The organism is Klenkia terrae (assembly GCF_900491935.1).
Lineage (GTDB): Bacteria > Actinomycetota > Actinomycetes > Mycobacteriales > Geodermatophilaceae > Klenkia > Klenkia terrae.
Genome location: NZ_UEXK01000004.1, coordinates 3,453,752 through 3,469,957, shown reverse-complemented (window position 1 = coordinate 3,469,957; position 16,206 = coordinate 3,453,752). Strand labels below are relative to the sequence as shown.

General features: G+C 74.6%; 12 protein-coding genes. 8 read left to right on the top strand and 4 right to left on the bottom strand.

The genetic code is table 11. The features are described from left to right. The first annotated feature begins 30 nt into the window (after positions 1–30). The gene (gene glgB, locus LFA75_RS17340; RefSeq protein ID WP_225234847.1) at positions 31–2,769 is read left to right on the top strand and encodes a 1,4-alpha-glucan branching protein GlgB; all 2,739 of its coding nucleotides are present in this window, start codon (positions 31–33) and stop codon (positions 2,767–2,769) included. 136 nt (positions 2,770–2,905) lie between these two features. Beyond that, positions 2,906–4,339 (top strand): neutral zinc metallopeptidase, encoded by a 1,434-nt coding sequence (locus tag LFA75_RS17335; protein ID WP_225234846.1) that lies wholly within the window; start codon positions 2,906–2,908, stop codon positions 4,337–4,339. 42 nt (positions 4,340–4,381) lie between these two features. On the opposite strand, the gene LFA75_RS17330 is transcribed toward LFA75_RS17335, so the two are convergent. Then, positions 4,382–5,359, bottom strand: a complete 978-nt coding sequence (locus tag LFA75_RS17330) for a tetratricopeptide repeat protein (RefSeq protein WP_225234845.1) — start codon at positions 5,357–5,359, stop codon at positions 4,382–4,384. A 325-nt stretch (positions 5,360–5,684) separates the two neighbouring features. On the opposite strand from LFA75_RS17330, the gene LFA75_RS17325 reads away from it, so the two are divergent. After that, entirely contained in the window at positions 5,685–6,209 is a 525-nt protein-coding gene (locus tag LFA75_RS17325; protein WP_225234844.1) for a C40 family peptidase, read from the top strand. Here LFA75_RS17325 and LFA75_RS17320 read toward each other — a convergent pair. From LFA75_RS17320 to LFA75_RS17310, 3 genes are read right to left on the bottom strand one after another with little or no spacing between them, the layout of a single operon-like run. Continuing rightward, a complete protein-coding gene (locus LFA75_RS17320; RefSeq protein WP_225234843.1) occupies positions 6,206–7,927 on the bottom strand; it encodes a phytoene desaturase family protein in 1,722 nt (573 codons plus the stop codon). The genes LFA75_RS17325 and LFA75_RS17320 overlap by 4 nt on opposite strands. Positions 7,928–7,952: 25 nt before the next feature. Next, on the bottom strand, positions 7,953–8,903 hold the full coding sequence (gene meaB / locus LFA75_RS17315; protein ID WP_225234842.1) for a methylmalonyl Co-A mutase-associated GTPase MeaB: 951 nt from the start codon (positions 8,901–8,903) through the stop codon (positions 7,953–7,955). 2 nt (positions 8,904–8,905) lie between these two features. Further along, positions 8,906–10,111, bottom strand: a complete 1,206-nt coding sequence (locus tag LFA75_RS17310; RefSeq protein WP_225234841.1) for an acetyl-CoA C-acetyltransferase — start codon at positions 10,109–10,111, stop codon at positions 8,906–8,908. A gap of 151 nt (positions 10,112–10,262) precedes the next feature. Between LFA75_RS17310 and mce the strand changes: the two genes are divergently transcribed. The 5 genes from mce to LFA75_RS17285 all read left to right on the top strand — a co-directional run bounded on the left by mce (position 10,263) and on the right by LFA75_RS17285 (position 16,155). Next, positions 10,263–10,712, top strand: coding sequence for a methylmalonyl-CoA epimerase (mce, locus tag LFA75_RS17305; protein WP_225234840.1), 450 nt, complete (start codon positions 10,263–10,265; stop codon positions 10,710–10,712). A gap of 70 nt (positions 10,713–10,782) precedes the next feature. After that, the gene (gene ccrA / locus LFA75_RS17300) at positions 10,783–12,114 is read left to right on the top strand and encodes a crotonyl-CoA carboxylase/reductase (RefSeq protein ID WP_225234839.1); all 1,332 of its coding nucleotides are present in this window, start codon (positions 10,783–10,785) and stop codon (positions 12,112–12,114) included. An 87-nt stretch (positions 12,115–12,201) separates the two neighbouring features. Beyond that, the gene (locus tag LFA75_RS17295) at positions 12,202–13,350 is read left to right on the top strand and encodes a coiled-coil domain-containing protein (RefSeq protein ID WP_225234838.1); all 1,149 of its coding nucleotides are present in this window, start codon (positions 12,202–12,204) and stop codon (positions 13,348–13,350) included. 108 nt (positions 13,351–13,458) lie between these two features. Beyond that, positions 13,459–15,225, top strand: coding sequence for a hypothetical protein (locus LFA75_RS17290; protein ID WP_225234837.1), 1,767 nt, complete (start codon positions 13,459–13,461; stop codon positions 15,223–15,225). Between the two features lie 81 nt (positions 15,226–15,306). Next, complete coding sequence (locus LFA75_RS17285; RefSeq protein WP_225234836.1) at positions 15,307–16,155, top strand: DUF4397 domain-containing protein; 849 nt, start codon at positions 15,307–15,309, stop codon at positions 16,153–16,155. Positions 16,156–16,206: the final 51 nt, after the last annotated feature.

The following is a 16,206-nucleotide window of genomic DNA, read 5'->3' as shown; positions in this document are numbered from 1 at the left end:
CCCCGGGCACGCAGGCAGGACGGAGCTCCCATGACGACCCAGGACCAGCCGCACGACCCGCTCGACCCCGACGACCTGCAGCGCGTGGTGACCGAGAAGACCGAGGCCTTCCAGGCCGAGCTCGAGCAGGCCGAGCGGGACAGCCCCAGCGTGACCGGGACCGGCGTGACCGCCACGCCCGTGGTCGCCCCGGCCCCGATCGCCGAGCCCGGCAACCCGTCGGCCCCCTCGGCGCCCCAGCCCGAGCCCCCGGACGACGACCCGGCCGAGGTCTCCCACCCCGAGCCCCGCGAGGACGGCACCCACGCCGGCACCGGCGGGGACACCCCGGCCCGGACGGCGGACCTGAGCCCGGCGTCCACCAGCCCGGACGCCGACGACGCCCCGGCCGACCCCCCCGCCGGTGCGCCGGACGCCGCGCCTGCGCCCGAGCCCGAGCCGGCCCAGGAGCCCGCCCCCGACCCGGCGCCCGGCGAGGACCCGGCACCCGCCGACGACCACGCCGCCGTCGTCCCGGCCGGGGTGGCCTCCCCGCGCCGCACCCGCTCGGCGTCGTCGTCGGCACCGGTGGAGCCGACCCTGGTGGCCGGCGAGCCGGTCGACGGCGAGGCCGTCCGGGCCGTCGTCGAGGGCTGGTCTCACGACCCGCACGGCGTGCTGGGCACCCACCAGGTCGGCGAGGGCTGGGCGGTGCGCACGCTGCGTCCGGACGCCGTCTCGGTGACCGTGGTGGACCAGGACGGCAGCCGGTACGACGCCACCCAGCTGCACGGCGGCGGGGTCTACGAGGCGACCCTGCCCCAGCAGCCCGGCGACTACCGGGTCGAGGTCGTCTACGGCGACGGGCAGGGCGGCACGACCACCGTGCTGGCCGACGACCCGTACCGCTGGCTGCCCACCCTGGGCGAGGTCGACCAGCACCTGATCCGCGAGGGTCGGCACGAGCGGCTGTGGGAGGTGCTCGGCGCGCACGTGCGCAGCTACGACACCCCCGGCGGCATCGTCTCCGGCGTCTCCTTCGCCGTCTGGGCGCCCAACGCCCGCGGCGTGAAGGTGACCGGTGACTTCGACTGGTGGCAGGCCCGCGCGCTGCCGATGCGCTCGCTGGGCTCCTCGGGGGTCTGGGAGCTGTTCGTGCCCGGCGCCGAGGTGGGCCAGCGCTACCGCTTCCACGTGCTCGGCGCCGACGGGGAGTGGCGCGAGAAGAGCGACCCGATGGCCTTCGCCACCGAGGTGCCCCCGCTCAACGCCAGCGTGATCACGACGTCCACCTACGAGTGGGGCGACGACGACTGGCTGGCCGACCGTGCGCAGGGCAACTGGCACGAGCGCCCGGTCAGCGCCTACGAGGTGCACGTCGGGTCCTGGAAGCAGGGCCTGTCCTACCGGCAGCTGGCCGACGAGCTGGTCGAGTACGCCGTCTACGCCGGGTTCACCCACCTGGAGTTCATGCCGGTCGCCGAGCACCCCTTCGGCGGGTCGTGGGGCTACCAGGTCAGCGGCTACTTCGCGCCCTCGGCGCGGTTCGGCGTGCCCGACGACTTCCGCTACCTGGTGGACAAGGCCCACCAGGCCGGCCTCGGCGTCCTCATCGACTGGGTGCCGGCGCACTTCCCCAAGGACGCCTGGTCGCTGGGCCGCTTCGACGGCACCGCGCTCTACGAGCACGGCGACCCCCAGCGCGGCGAGCAGATGGACTGGGGCACGTTCGTCTTCGACTTCGGCCGCTCCGAGGTCCGCAACTTCCTGGTCGCCAACGCGCTGTTCTGGTGCAAGGAGTTCCACGTCGACGGCCTGCGCGTCGACGCGGTGGCCTCGATGCTCTACCTGGACTACTCCCGCAAGGAGGGCGAGTGGACGCCCAACGTCCACGGCGGCCGGGAGAACCTGGAGGCCGTGGCCTTCCTGCAGGAGATGAACGCGACGGTCTACCGCGAGGTCCCCGGCGTGATGACCATCGCCGAGGAGTCGACCGCGTGGCCCGGCGTCACCCGGCCCACCTACCTGGGCGGCCTGGGCTTCGGCTTCAAGTGGAACATGGGCTGGATGCACGACTCGCTCGGCTACGTCGAGAAGCAGCCGGTGCACCGCGTCTACCACCACAACCAGCTGACGTTCTCCCTGGTCTACGCCTACAGCGAGAACTACGTGCTGCCGATCAGCCACGACGAGGTCGTCTACGGCAAGGGCTCGCTGCTGCGCAAGATGCCCGGTGACCGGTGGCAGCAGCTGGCCAACGTGCGCGCCTACCTGGCCTACATGTGGGCCCACCCCGGCAAGCAGCTGCTGTTCATGGGCCAGGAGTTCGCCCAGGACGGCGAGTGGGCCGACTCCCGCTCGCTGGACTGGTGGCACCTGGACGACCCGGCGCACCGTGGCGTGCTCTCCCTGGTGGCCGACCTCAACGGTCGGTACAAGGAGAACGAGGCGCTGTGGAGCCAGGACGTCGACCCGGCCGGGTTCCAGTGGATCGACGCCAACGACTCCGCGGGCAACGTGCTGAGCTTCCTGCGCTACGGCAAGGGCGGGCAGGCGCTGGCCTGCGTGGCCAACTTCGCCGGCACCCCGCACACGGGCTACCGGATCGGGCTGCCGCGGGGCGGTCGCTGGCGCGAGGTGCTCAACACCGACGCCGAGGCCTACGGCGGTTCCGGCGTGGGCAACCTGGGCGGGGTGGACGCCGTCCCCGAGCCCTGGCACGGCCAGCCGTTCTCGGCCACGGTCAGCGCACCGCCGCTGGCGACCACCTGGTTCCTGCACGAGGGCTGACCCCTCCCCGGGGGCACGTCCGACCGGACGTGCCCCCGTCGGGGTGGCGGGACGCGGTGTCGTCGCGCGCGGGCGCAGCGTCGGCCATGATGTGCACTCCGTTCGGAGACCGCCGGACCGAGGAGAACGGGAGTCCATGTCCTCCACGACCCGCTCGGTGGCGCTCACCGCCGGCATCCTGTCCCTGGCGCTGACGCTGGCCGGCTGCGGCACCACGCTGGTGTCCGGCCAGGCCTCCTCGGCCGAGCCGCCGATCACCGATGTCGCACCCGCCGACTTCCCGATCACCGGGGCGGCCGAGACCGAGGCCGACGTCACCGCGCGCAACGCGCTGGCCGACCTCAACGACTTCTGGGCGCAGCAGTTCCCGGACGTCTACGGCGAGGACTTCCCGGCGCTGACCGGTGGCTACTTCTCCGTCGACCCCGGTGACGTCGACGAGTCGCTCTACCCCGGCGGGGAGATCGGCTGCAGCTCCGCGCCCGAGGAGGTGGAGCAGAACGCGTTCTACTGCCCGCCCGACGTCGGCGCCTCCAACGAGGACTCGATCAGCTACGACCGCGCCTTCCTGCAGGAGCTCGCCGACCAGTACGGCCGCTTCCTGCCCGCGCTGATCATGGCCCACGAGTTCGGCCACGCCGTGCAGGGCCGGGTCGGCTACCCCGCGGGCGACACGTCGATCAACGTGGAGACCCAGGCCGATTGCTTCGCCGGCGCCTGGACCAAGTGGGTGGCCGACGGCAACGCGATGCACGAGACCATCCGGGCCCCCGAACTCGACGGCCTGCTGGCCGGGTACTTCATCGTGCGCGACCCCCCGGGCACCGGCACCGAGGACAGCCAGGCGCACGGCTCGTACTTCGACCGGGTCTCGGCCATCCAGGACGGCTTCGACGGCGGGGCCGCGGCCTGCCGGGACAACTACGAGTCCGACCGGGTGTTCACCCAGGCCGAGTTCACCGACGAGCAGGAGTACGAGAACAACGGGAACCTGCCGCTCGACGAGGTCCCCGGCCTCATCGACCAGTCCCTGCCGATCTACTACGACGACTCGTTCCCCGACGACCTCGGCACGGACTTCGTCGCCCCGACCATCGAGCCCTTCGACGGCACGGCGCCCTCGTGCGCGGGGATGAACACCGACACCAACGCCGGCTTCTGCCCGGACGAGGACATCGTCTACTACGACCAGACCGACCTGGCGGCACCGGCCTACGAGGAGATCGGCGACTACGCCGTGGTGACCGCGGTGGCCATCCCCTACGGCATCGCGGCCCGGGACCAACTCGGCCTGTCCACCGACGACGAGGACGCCATCCGCTCGGCCACCTGCCAGGCCGGGGCCTTCTCCGGCGCTGCGCTGTACGGAGAGGTTGCGACGGAGGTGGACGGTCAGCCGGTGGGCATCACGCTGTCACCCGGCGACTTCGACGAGGCCGTGCAGTTCCTGCTGGCCTACGGCAAGGACCCGACGGTGTTCCCGGACCTCGGCATCTCCGGCTTCCAGCTGGTCGACGTCTTCCGGCAGGGCTTCCTGTACGGCCTCACCGCCTGCGGCCTGCAGGCCTGATCCGCTGATCCCGGGGACCGCGGTCCCCGGGATCGGCGGGTGTCAGAAGAGGGCGGCCGACAGCTGACGGCGGGCGGCGCCGACCCGGGGGTCCTCGTCGCCGACCACGCCGAACAGCTCGACCAGGTGGATGCGGGCGGCGTCCCGGTCCTCGCCGGCGGTGCGGCGGACGACGTCGAGCAGCCGGCCGAAGGCGCCGTCGATGTCGCCGGTGCCGAGCAGGAAGTCCGCCGCCCGGGTCTGGGCGGCGACGTCGTCGGGCGCGGCGTCGGCCTCGACCAGGGCGTTGGGTCCGGCGGCCTCGGCGCGGCGGAACAGCTGCACCTGCTTGATGGCCACCGAGGCGACCGGGTGGGCCGGCTCGACGTCCAGGATCTGCTGGTAGGCGGCCTCGGCGCCGGCCAGGTCACCGGCGTCCAGCGCGGCCTCGGCGGCGTCCAGCCGCGGGTCCTCGGGCTCCTCGGCCTCGGCCGGCTCACCCCCGGGCAGCCCGCCACCGGTGGTGGCGCCGACGAGCTCGGTGACGAACTGCCGGGCCTGCTCCTCCGGGATGGCGCCGCTGAACTCGGCGACCAGCTGGCCCTGCCAGACGGCCTTCACCGCCGGGATGCCCTGCACCCGCAGACCCTGGGCGAGGTTGGGGTTGGCGTCGACGTCGACCTTGGCCAGCACCCACGCTCCGCCGCCCTCGGCGGCGAGCTTCTCCAGCACCGGGGACAGCTGCTTGCAGGGCCCGCACCACTCGGCCCACAGGTCCAGGACGACGGGCACCTGGAAGGACCGGTCGATGACCTCGGTCTGGAAGGTGGCCTCGTCGACGTCGACCACGGTGCCGCCGGGCGCCCCGGCCGGTGCACCCGGTGCCGGCGGCGGGGCGGCGGCGGCGCGGGCCGCGGCGTCGGACCGGGCCTTGACCGCGGCCAGGTCGACCGCGCCGGCCAGCGAGGCGGCCAGCTGGGCCTGCTGCGCGGCGGCGCGGGGGTCGGTGGGACCGGGTCGAGCGGGGCGGTTCGGCTGCATGGCCCCCATGATCCCACCGCCGGGCGCCGACCTCCTGGTGAGCCGTCCTGCGCAGGGTGAGCATCCTCACGACCGGTTGCCGGACCCCCGGGGACGCTGCCTACGGTGGCTGTCCCCGGTCGGGTCGAGCGACCCACCGGGATCCGCCGGGACACCACCGAGGTCCGCAGCGGGCAGTTCCCCGTCGGCCGCACGCGGCACGCGGGATCCAGGATGCGCCGGAGCGCAGCTGCCCCACGACCCCCCGGGCCGACCACCGCCGCGCGCGGCGTCGGCCGGGTCCTGCCCCCGGCGGGCGATCCACGAGAGGACGGCCTGCTCCTCCATGGCCCTCACCACCACCCGCTCCGCCCGCCTGCGCCGCACCGGCCAGGTGTTCCTCACCGGTGTCGCCGCGACCCTCGCCGTCGGGTTCGCCCCCGGCGCGGTGGGGACGGCGTCCGCCGCCCCGGCCGCCGTCACCGCCCCCGCCGCGCCCGCGTCGGGCGTCGTCGCGCCCACGCCGGCCACCCAGGTCGCCGTCGACCACGCGATGGCCCAGGTCGGCAAGGGCTACGCCTACGGCGGCAACGGCCCGGACGCCTACGACTGCTCCGGCCTGACCACGCAGTCCTTCGCCGCCGCCGGTGTCGAGCTGCCCCGCCGCAGCGCTGACCAGGCCACCGTCGGCACCCCGGTCGACCGCGCCGCCCTGCTCCCGGGTGACCTGGTCTTCTACTACTCCCCGGTGAGCCACGTGGGCATCTACATCGGCAACGGCCAGATCGTGAACGCGCTCAACTCGAGCACCGGCGTCATCGTGAGCAGCGTCGACATGCCCGGCTACGCCGGCGCCTCCCGCGTCGCCTAGGGACCTCGCCCTCCGCAGCGTCGACCAGGGGACCTGATCGAACTCCGTCCTCCCCCACCAGCGCTGGTGAGGGAGGACGGAGTTCGATCAGGTCCCCTGGTCGACGCTGCGCGGGGCGGGCGGCGCTGGCGACGCGCGCGGCGCCGGTCTAGCCGGTGCCGTCGTCGCTGCCCACGTGGCCCCCCGGGGAGGAGTTGAGGGCGTTGCCGTTCTACACGTCTGCCGCGGACGACGCCACGCGGCTCACCGGGGAGTAGNGCGGGGCGCAGGGGCGGGAGGTCGCGGACGCCGAAGACCTTGCGCAGCGCCGTCTGGGCCGCGTTGTCCCCGCACATGCCGTGGACGGCGGGGCCCGGCGGGGTGGCCGCCGAGGCCAGGAAGACGTTGTCCAGCGGCGTGGAGTAGGTGTTCCACCGGGGGACCGGGCGCAGCAGCATCTGCCGCAACGACGCCTCGCCGTTGGAGATGTCCCCGCCGAGGTTGTTCGGGTTCCAGTCCTGCATCTGCGGTGCGGTCTTGGTCGCCCGGGCCAGGATCGTGTCCCGGAAGCCGGGGGCGAACCGCTCCACCTGCGCCTCGATCTCGGTCGTCATGTCGACCGTCGAGGCGTGCGGCACGTGCACATAGGCCCAGAACACGTGCTTGCCCTCGGGCGCCCGGGTCGGGTCGACCACGGTGGGCTGGACGGCGAGCACGTAGGGCTTGTCGGTCAGCCGCCCGGCAGCCGGCGCGGCCTCGCCGGCGATGGTCTCGGCCAGCGTGCCGGCGATGTGCACCGTCCCGGCCCGGCGGACGTCGGGGTTGGTCCAGGGCACCGGGTCCGACAGCGCCCAGTCGATCTTGAAGACGCCGGGGCCGTGGTGGTAGCGCCGCACCCAGCGCCCGTAGCCGCCGGGCAACCGGTCCCCGGCCATGGACACGAACGCCTCGGGCGTGGTGTCCAGCAGCACCGCCGGGACGCCGTCGAACTCGCGCAGGTCGGTGACCTCGTGGCCCAGCTCGACCGTGCCGCCCTGCTGCTCGATCGCGGTGACCATCGCGTCGGCCATCCGCTGGGTGCCGCCCTCGGGCAGCGGCCAGCCCCGGTGGTGGGCCAGCATCGACAGCACCAGGCCCAGCCCCGCGGTGGGCGGGCGGGTCAGGTCGAGCATGCCGTGCGCGGCCGCCCCGCCGATCAGCGCGCGGGCGTGCTCACCCTCGAAGGCCTTGTGCGCCAGCCACCGCACGTTGGGCAGCGCGTTGAGCGCGAACCGGGTGATCGCCGGGATGCTGCTGGTCGGCAGCCGGCGGAAGGCCGAGGACAGGAAGAAGTCGATGACGTCGTCCCCGTGCTCGACCAGCTGGGCGAACAGCCGGTGGTACGCCGCGCCGTCGGCACCGAGCCCCGCCGCGGTGCGGTCCAGCGAGCGGTAGGCCACCGCGGCGTCCCCGCCGTCCAGCGGGTGGGCGTAGGCCACCTCCGGGTGCAGCATGCGCACCCCGCGCGAGGCCCAGTCGAACTCGCGGAAGAACGGCGAGGCCACGCCCATCGGGTGCACCGCGGAGCAGATGTCGTGGGCGAACCCGGGGAGGGTGACCTCCTCGGTCCGCATCCCGCCGCCGGCCCGGTCCGCCCGCTCGACGACCTGCACCTGCAGCCCGGCGGCCGACAGGCGCAGCGCGGCGGCGAGCCCGTTCGGTCCGGCTCCGACGACGACGGCATCCGGCTTCGAGCTCATGGGCCCCAGTCTCCCCCGATGGGGGTCACAGCCGCCCGACGAGCTCGTCGGCCGCCGTCCACGGGTCGCACTCCCCCGCCACCACCCGGTCGGCCAGCGCGTCGATCGCGGCCGCACCGCCCACGTCGCCCATCCGGCGGCGCAGCTCGCCGACCGCGATGGCCTCGATCTCCCGCGCCGCGCGGACCCGGCGGCGCCGGTCCCCCTCGCCCGAGGCGGCCAGCCACTCCCGGTGCTCCTGCACCCGGGCCAGCACGTCGTCCACGCCCTCGCCGCGGGAGGCGACGGTGCGCACCACCGGCGGCTGCCAGCCGGGGTCCACGGCCATGCTGAGCATCGCCGTCAGCTCGCGGACGGTCCGGTCGGCGCCGTCCCGGTCGGCCTTGTTGACCACGAACACGTCGGCCACCTCGAGGATGCCGGCCTTGGCCGCCTGGATGCCGTCGCCCATGCCGGGGGCGACCAGCACCAGTGTGGTGTCGGCCAGGGAGGCCACCTCCAGCTCGGACTGGCCCACCCCGACCGTCTCCACCACCACGACGTCGCAGCCGGCGCCGTCGAGCACCCGCAGCGCCTGCGGCGTCGCCCAGGACAGCCCGCCCAGGTGACCGCGGGAGGCCATCGAGCGGATGTAGACCCCTGGGTCGTCGGCGTGGGCGCCCATCCGCACCCGGTCGCCGAGCAGGGCACCCCCGGAGAACGGGGACGACGGGTCCACCGCGAGCACGCCGACCCGCAGGTCTCTGGCCCGCAGGCCGCTGACCAGCGCGGTCGTGGTCGTGGACTTGCCGACCCCGGGCGACCCGGTGATGCCGAGCACCTGGGCCCGGCCGGTGTGCGGGGCCAGCGTGGCCGCGACCTCGCGCAGCGCCGGGCTCTCCTGCTCGACCAGCGAGATCAGCCGGGCGACCGCGCGCGGGTCGCCGTCCCGGGCGCCGGCGACCAGTGCGCCGACGTCCGGGGAACGGCGTCCCACCGTCAGGCGGCGGGGACGTGCAGGACCAGCGCGTCGCCCTGGCCACCGCCGCCGCACAGCGCGGCGGCACCGACGCCGCCACCCCGGCGCTTGAGCTCCAGCGCCAGGTGCAGCGCGATCCGGGCGCCGCTCATGCCGACCGGGTGGCCCAGCGCGATCGCGCCGCCGTTGACGTTGACCTTCTCCGGGTCCAGGCCGAGCTCGCGGGTGGACACGATGCCGACCGCGGCGAACGCCTCGTTGATCTCGACCAGTTCCAGGTCGGTCGGGCTGATGCCCTCACGGGCGCAGGCCTTGGCGATGGCGGCCGAGGGCTGCTGCTGGAGCGTGGCGTCCGGCCCGGCCACGACGCCGTGCGCGCCGATCTCGGCCAGCACGGTCAGGCCCAGCTCGGCGGCCTTCGCGGCGCTCATCACCACGACGGCGGCGGCGCCGTCGGAGATCTGCGAGGCCGTCCCGGCGGTGATGGTGCCGTCCTTCGAGAAGGCCGGCTTCAGCTTGCCGAGGGTCTCGGTGGTGGTGTCGGCCCGGATCCCCTCGTCCTCGCGGAACTCGATCGGGTCGCCCTTGCGCTGCGGGATGGACACCGTGACGATCTCGTCGTCGAACAGGCCGTTCTTGTGCGCGGCCGCCGCCCGCTGGTGGCTGGCCGCGGCGAAGGCGTCCTGCTCCTCGCGGGTGAGCTCGTAGCGGCTGTTGGCCTGCTCGGTCAGCAGCCCCATCGCGACCTGGTCGAAGGTGTCGGTCAGCCCGTCGTGGTTCATCGAGTCCACCAGCTTGGTGTCCCCGAACTTCACGCCGGTGCGGCTGGTCGGCAGCAGGTGCGGCGCCTGGGTCATCGACTCCATGCCGCCGGCGACGACGACCTCGAACTCACCGGCGCGGATGAGCTGGTCGGCCAGGGCGATGGCGTCCAGGCCGGACAGGCAGACCTTGTTCAGCGTGAACGAGGGCACCGACATCGGGATGCCGCCGGCGACCGCGGCCGGGCGGGCCGGGTTCTGGCCGGCGCCGGCCTGGATGACCTGGCCCATGATCACGTACTCGACCTGGTCGCCGCTGATGCCGGCCTTGTCCAGGGCGCCCTTGATGGCCACGCCCCCGAGGTCGGCGGCGGAGAAGTCCTTGAGCGAGCCGAGCAGCCGGCCCATCGGGGTGCGGGCGCCGCCGACGATCACGGAGCGGTTCTTCGCTGCGGGCTGGGTCATGCCGTCCTCCACTCGGTACGGCCACCCTCGTCGGCGGCCTCGTCCGACTCCCGAGCGTAGGGCGCCCGTGGAGCCGGTGCCGCCGCCCTGTGTGCAGGGTCACGCCGGCCGGGCAGGTGCGCGGTACCGCCGGTCACGGCAACATGCCCGCATGAGCGTCGACGGAGCCGCACTGCCCACCGAGCTGTTCACCACCATCGACCACGTCGGGATCGCCGTCCCGGACCTGGACGAGGCGATCGCCTTCTACGACCGAGCCTTCGGCATCACCTCGGTGCACGAGGAGACCAACGAGGAGCAGGGCGTCCGCGAGGCCATGCTGGCCGTGGGCGACGGGGAGACCCGCATCCAGCTGCTCGCGCCGCTGACCCCCGAGTCCACGATCGCCAAGTTCATCGGCCGCTCCGGGCCGGGTCTGCAGCAGCTGGCCTTCCGGGTGACCGACGTCGAGGCGGTCAGCGCGACCCTGCGCGAGCGCGGCCTGCGGCTGCTCTACGACGAGCCCCGCCGCGGCACCGCCGGCAGCCGGGTCAACTTCGTGCACCCCAAGGACGCCGGCGGGGTGCTCGTGGAGATCGTGGAACCGGCCACAGACCACTGACAACGGGGCTACCCGCCAGTAACATCCCTCGCCGCACCACTCCGAGCCAACGACGACCCGGGAGCACAGCGTGAACGAGATCAGGGACGCGATCCTCAACGACGACCTCGCCGACATCGGGGGGCTGGGCGTGCCCGGGTCCTACCGCGCGGTGCTGGTGCGCAAGGACGAGCAGGACATGTTCGAGGGGGTCGACTCCAAGGACAAGGACCCGCGCAAGTCCCTGCACGTCGAGGAGGTGGCCACCCCCGAGCTGGGCCCGGGCGAGGCGATCGTGGCGGTGATGGCGTCCTCGGTGAACTACAACACCGTCTGGACGTCGATCTTCGAGCCGGTGAGCACCTTCGGGTTCCTGGAGCGCTACGGCCGGCTGTCCGACCTCACCAAGCGGCACGACCTGCCCTACCACGTGGTGGGCTCGGACCTGGCCGGCGTCGTGCTGGCCGTGGGTCCCGGGGTCAACCGGTGGAAGGCCGGGGACGAGGTCGTCGCGCACTGCCTGTCCGTCGAGCTGGAGGACCCGGCCGGCCACGACGACACGATGATGGACCCGCAGCAGCGCATCTGGGGCTTCGAGACCAACTTCGGCGGCCTGGCCGAGCTGGCCCTGGTCAAGAGCAACCAGCTGCTGCCCAAGCCCGCCCACCTCACCTGGGAGGAAGCCGCTGCCCCCGGGCTGGTCAACGCCACCGCCTACCGGCAGCTGGTCAGCCACAACGGGGCGAACATGAAGCAGGGCGACACCGTCCTGATCTGGGGCGCCTCGGGCGGGCTGGGCTCCTACGCCACCCAGATGGCGCTCAACGGCGGCGCCATCCCGGTCTGCGTTGTCTCCAGCCCGGAGAAGGCCGAGATCGTGAAGAGGATGGGCGCCGAGCTGGTCATCGACCGCTCCGCCGAGGGCTACAGGTTCTGGAAGGACGAGCACGAGCAGGACCCCAAGGAGTGGCAGCGGTTGGGCAAGAAGATCCGCGAGCTGACCGGCGGCGACGACATCGACATCGTCTTCGAGCACCCCGGCCGGGAGACCTTCGGTGCCAGCGTCTACGTCGCCAAGAAGGGCGGCACGATCGTCACCTGCGCCTCCACCAGCGGCTACCTGCACCAGTTCGACAACCGGTACCTCTGGATGAACCTCAAGCGGATCATCGGTTCGCACTTCGCGAACTACAAGGAGGCCTACGAGGCCAACCGGCTCATCGACAAGGGCCTGATCCACCCGACCCTGTCGAAGGTCTACGGGATGGAGGACGTCGGGCAGGCCGCCCGCGACGTCCAGACCAACACCCACCAGGGCAAGGTCGGCGTGCTCACCCTCGCCCCCACCGAGGGCCTCGGCGTCCGGGACACCGCCAAGCGCGAGCAGCACCTGGACGCGATCAACCGCTTCCGCGGACTCTGAGCGACCGGGCCGGTCCGCGGCTGTGAGAACGCTGCGGACCGGCCCGTCACATCCCGGCCGACCCCGGCGTTCTGGAAGGATGGCCCCATGAGCGACCCCCACGCCGAACTGCTCCCGCTCCGCGAGGCCACGTACTCCTTCGAGGTGGTCCGCAAGGGGTACCACCGCGACCAGGTGGCCGAGGCCATCGAGCGGCTGGACGCAGATCTGCGGGTCACCATGGCCGACCGGGACGCCGCCGCGGCCCGGTCCTCGGAGCTCGCCGCCCAGCTGTCCGCGCTGCACCAGGAGATCGAGGGCCTGCGCCGCAAGGCCGCCTCGGCCGGGGCGCCGACGTTCGAGAACATGGGCGAGCGCATCTCGCACATGCTGCGGCTGGCCGAGGAGGAGGCCGCCGAGGTCCGCCGCAGGGCCGCCGAGGAGGCCGACGCGATCCGCGAGCGGATCACCGCGGAGGAGAACGCCTCGGTGCAGCGGCAGGCCCAGGCCGGCGCCGAGGCCGAGCGCGTGGTCGCCGAGGCCAGGCACGAGGCCGAGCAGATCTCCACCAAGGCCCAGGCCCGCGCCGACGAGCTGGTCACCAAGGCGCAGGAGCGGGTGGCCCAGCTCGACACCGACTCTCAGGCCCGGCGGACCAAGATCGAGGAAGACTTCGAGATCGCCCAGCGCGCCCGGCGCAGTGAGGCCGCGCGCCTGGAGGACGAGCGGGAGAAGGCCTCGGTCCAGGCCGCCCAGCAGCGGACGGCCGAGGCCGCGCAGAAGGCCGCCGCCACGGTCGCGGCCGCCGAGGAGGAGGCCGCGGCGATCCGCCGGCTCCGGGACGAGCTGGCCTCCCGGCTGCACCAGGTGCGCAGCCTGCTGGGCCGCCTGCCCGAGCTCGGCGACGCCACCCCGGGTTCCGGCGACGGTCCGGCCCCCGCGAAGACCCCGCCCACGACCGGGTCGACGGCCTCGGGGACGGCGCAGGCCGGCCCCACCGCCACGGCGAAGCCCGCGCAGGGGACCCCGCCCGCCCAGGCCGCGAAGCCTGCTGCCGCGGCACCGGCCCAGCGCACCCAGCCGCCCACGCAGGCCACCCCGGTCCCCGCCGGCACCGCGGCTCCCGCGCAGCCGTCGGTGCAGCGTCCCTCGCCCGCCCCGTCGGCGGGCGGCCCGGCGACCGCCGTCCAGCCCGCGGTCCGCTCCGTGCCCACCGGCAGCCAGCCCGCCCAGCGGGGGGACGCCGACCGCAGCTGAGCCCGCGCCCCACTACCCGGGGGTGGCCGGCGGTGACCCTGCGTGTCAAGGTCATCACCACGAGGACGGCGACCGCGTGTCGTCCCGCCGCCACCGGAGGGGGATGCCGTGGCCACCTCCGTCGAGGCCAGCAGCGTCGGGACCAGCTCGGCGGCAGCCGGCAGCGCCGAGACCGGCACCGCCCGGCACCGCTCGGGCCGGCGGCCGCGGGGACGCTGGTCCCTGCTGGCCCCGCTGGCCGCGGTCGTGGTCGCCGGGGTGGTGTCCGCCCGGGCGCTGCGCAGCTCGCCGCTGGCCGACGACGGAGCGCTCACCGCGCCGGCCTGGGACTGGCTGCACGGCGGTCCGGCGCCGGACCTGCTGACCCCGGACGGACTGGCCATCGCGCACACCGCGGCCTGGGCCTGGGTCACCCGCTCCTTCGAGCGTGACCTCGGGCTGGCCGCGGCCGGCCGAGAACTGCTCTGGGCCGCCGTCGTGGTCTCCTGCCTGCTGCTCTGGCGGCTGGCCCGGCGGGCCCGGCTCGGCGACGCCGGCGCCTGCGTCGCCGTCCTGGTGTTCGGCGCCGTCCCCGGGCTGGTCATGGTGCACGCCGTCAGCGCCCCGGCGGCCTGGGCGGTGCCCTGGATGCTCGTGGCCGCCTGGCTGGCCGTGGGGCGCCGGCGGCGCCCGGTCCGCGCCCTGGGCTGCCTGGCCCTCGTGCCGGCGGTGCTGCTGGCCCCCGACGTCCTGCTGCTGGTGCTCGCCGGCGCCGCCGGCGCGCTGGCCACGGGCCGGATCGGACGGCGCTGGTCGCCCCGGCTGCGCACGGTGCTCGCCGGGCTCCTGGCCCCGGTGTTCGTCGGGCTGGTCCTGCTGCTCCCCCGGTGGGACCCGCAGCCCGACGTCCTCGCCCCGTGGGCGGCCGGTGAGACCCGCTCGGTGCTGCTCACCGCCGGCCTGCTGACCGCCGGGGCCCTGGCCGCCTGGCTGCTCCCCCGCTGGCGCCCGCCGGCCGGCGCGCTGGCGGTCACCACGCTGGCCGCGATCGCGCCCCCGGGCCGGTTCTCCGCCCTGGTGGTCTGCCTGCCGGTCGGCGCCCTGCTGGTCGGCGCGCTCGCCCAGGAGCTGGTCCGGGCCCCGGCGCTGCGGCCGCTGCGACCGGTCCTGGCCGTGGCCACGACGGTCGCCCTCGTCGCCGGGCTCGTGCTCGCGGCGGTGACGCTGCGGACCGCCCCGGTGGACGACTTCGGGGCCCGGGACCGGCAGGCCCTCGTCGACTGGCTGGCCCAGCAGCTGCCGGCGGGCACCGCGGTCGCCGCGGACGGCCTGCTGGCCCAGGACCTCCGCAAGGACGGGATCCCGATGGGCGAGGGCGGGCTGCAGGTGGTGCGCGGCGCCCCGGGTCCGGTGCCCGACGACGTCGTCGTCGCCCGGTTCGGGGACGCCGAGACCGGCCTGGTGGTCCTCGACCCCGACCGCCGCACCCCCGACGCCGACCAGCGGGCCCTGCGGCGGCAGCTGTCCGGCGCCCTGCTGACCAACCCCACCACCGCCGACGCCGGCCAGGCCACCGGCGCCCTGCTCTCCGGCGACGTCGACCCCCGGCTGCTGACCCTGCTGGCCGGGATCGCCGCGCAGTACGGGGTGGGCATCTCCGCACTGCCGGCGGTGCCGGGCGAGCTGGGCACCTCCGTGCGGTACGCGGTGGTGGACTCGGTCGGCGGCACCCGCGTGGTCGACGACGCCGCCCTCCGCGAGCAGGTGCGCGGCTGGCTGGCCGCCCAGTTGCCGCCCTTCGCGCCGGACCTGGTCGAGGTCACCGACGACGGGATCCGGGTCGGCTACGACTACGCGTCCGACCCCGACGGCCTGCTGACCGGATCCGGTAGCTGAACCGGTCCGTCCGGTAGCACAGAGTGCGGGTCGGACCGGTACGTTCACCTGCGTAGTGCTGTCGTCACCCAGGAGGAACCCATGACCGTCCGACGCGGCCTCGCCGTCCTCCTGCTGGCCGGGCTCGCCTCCCTGCTCGGTGCCGCCCCCTCCGCGGGCGCCGCCGACACCGGGATGCTGCGGCTGGCCCACCTGAGCCCGGACACCCCGTCGGTCGACGTCTACGTCGACTCCGTGTCCTCCCCCGACACCGGCATCGTGCTCAGCGGGGTCGGCTACGGCACGGTCTCGGGCTACCAGTCCGTGCCCGCCGGCACCTACACGGTCTCCATGCGGTCGGCCGGTGCGCCGGTGACGTCGGCCCCCGTGCTGTCCACGACCGTGACCGTCGACGCGGGCGCCGCGTTCACCGTCGCCGGCGTGGGGCCCTTCGCCCAGCTGGGCCTGGAGGTCCTGGACGACGACCTCACCCCGCCCGCCCAGGGCCAGGCCCGGGCCCGGGTGGTCAACGCCTCCCAGACGCTGACCCCGGCCTCGGTCGGGCTGGTCGGTGGTGAGTCGCTGTCGGCCGACCTGGCCTTCCCCGAGCTCACCGACTACGTCTCGCTGCCCGGCGGCGCCACGACCCTGCAGGTGGCCGGCTCCTCGGGCACGCCGACCGACATCCCGGTCGACCTGGCCAGCGGCTCCTCCTACACGGTGCTGCTGCTCGACGGCGACGCCGGCGTCCAGGTGCAGACGGTCCTCGACGCGGCCAGCCCCGGCGTGGTGCCGACCGGTGGCGTCGAGGCCGGGGCCGGCGGCTCCGCCGGGTCCACCGTCCCGCTGGCCCTGGGCGGCGTCGCGCTCGTCGCGCTGGTGGGGTCGGGTCTCGCCGCAGGCCGCCGGCTCCCCCGGCGCGGTGCCGCGGCGCGGCACGCCGCGCACTGACCCCCCCGCCCCCGGTTAACCTCCGCCGCTGGGCGTCCCCGGTGGGCCCGT

Coding starts and splice junctions, on each gene's coding strand:
- LFA75_RS17335 (WP_225234846.1), top strand. CDS start 2,906: ATGTCCTCCACGACCCGCTCGGTGGCGCTCACCGCCGGCATCCTGTCC.
- LFA75_RS17330 (WP_225234845.1), bottom strand. CDS start 5,359: ATGCAGCCGAACCGCCCCGCTCGACCCGGTCCCACCGACCCCCGCGCC.
- LFA75_RS17310 (WP_225234841.1), bottom strand. CDS start 10,111: ATGACCCAGCCCGCAGCGAAGAACCGCTCCGTGATCGTCGGCGGCGCC.
- LFA75_RS17285 (WP_225234836.1), top strand. CDS start 15,307: ATGACCGTCCGACGCGGCCTCGCCGTCCTCCTGCTGGCCGGGCTCGCC.
- LFA75_RS17295 (WP_225234838.1), top strand. CDS start 12,202: ATGAGCGACCCCCACGCCGAACTGCTCCCGCTCCGCGAGGCCACGTAC.
- LFA75_RS17325 (WP_225234844.1), top strand. CDS start 5,685: ATGGCCCTCACCACCACCCGCTCCGCCCGCCTGCGCCGCACCGGCCAG.
- mce (WP_225234840.1), top strand. CDS start 10,263: ATGAGCGTCGACGGAGCCGCACTGCCCACCGAGCTGTTCACCACCATC.
- glgB (WP_225234847.1), top strand. CDS start 31: ATGACGACCCAGGACCAGCCGCACGACCCGCTCGACCCCGACGACCTG.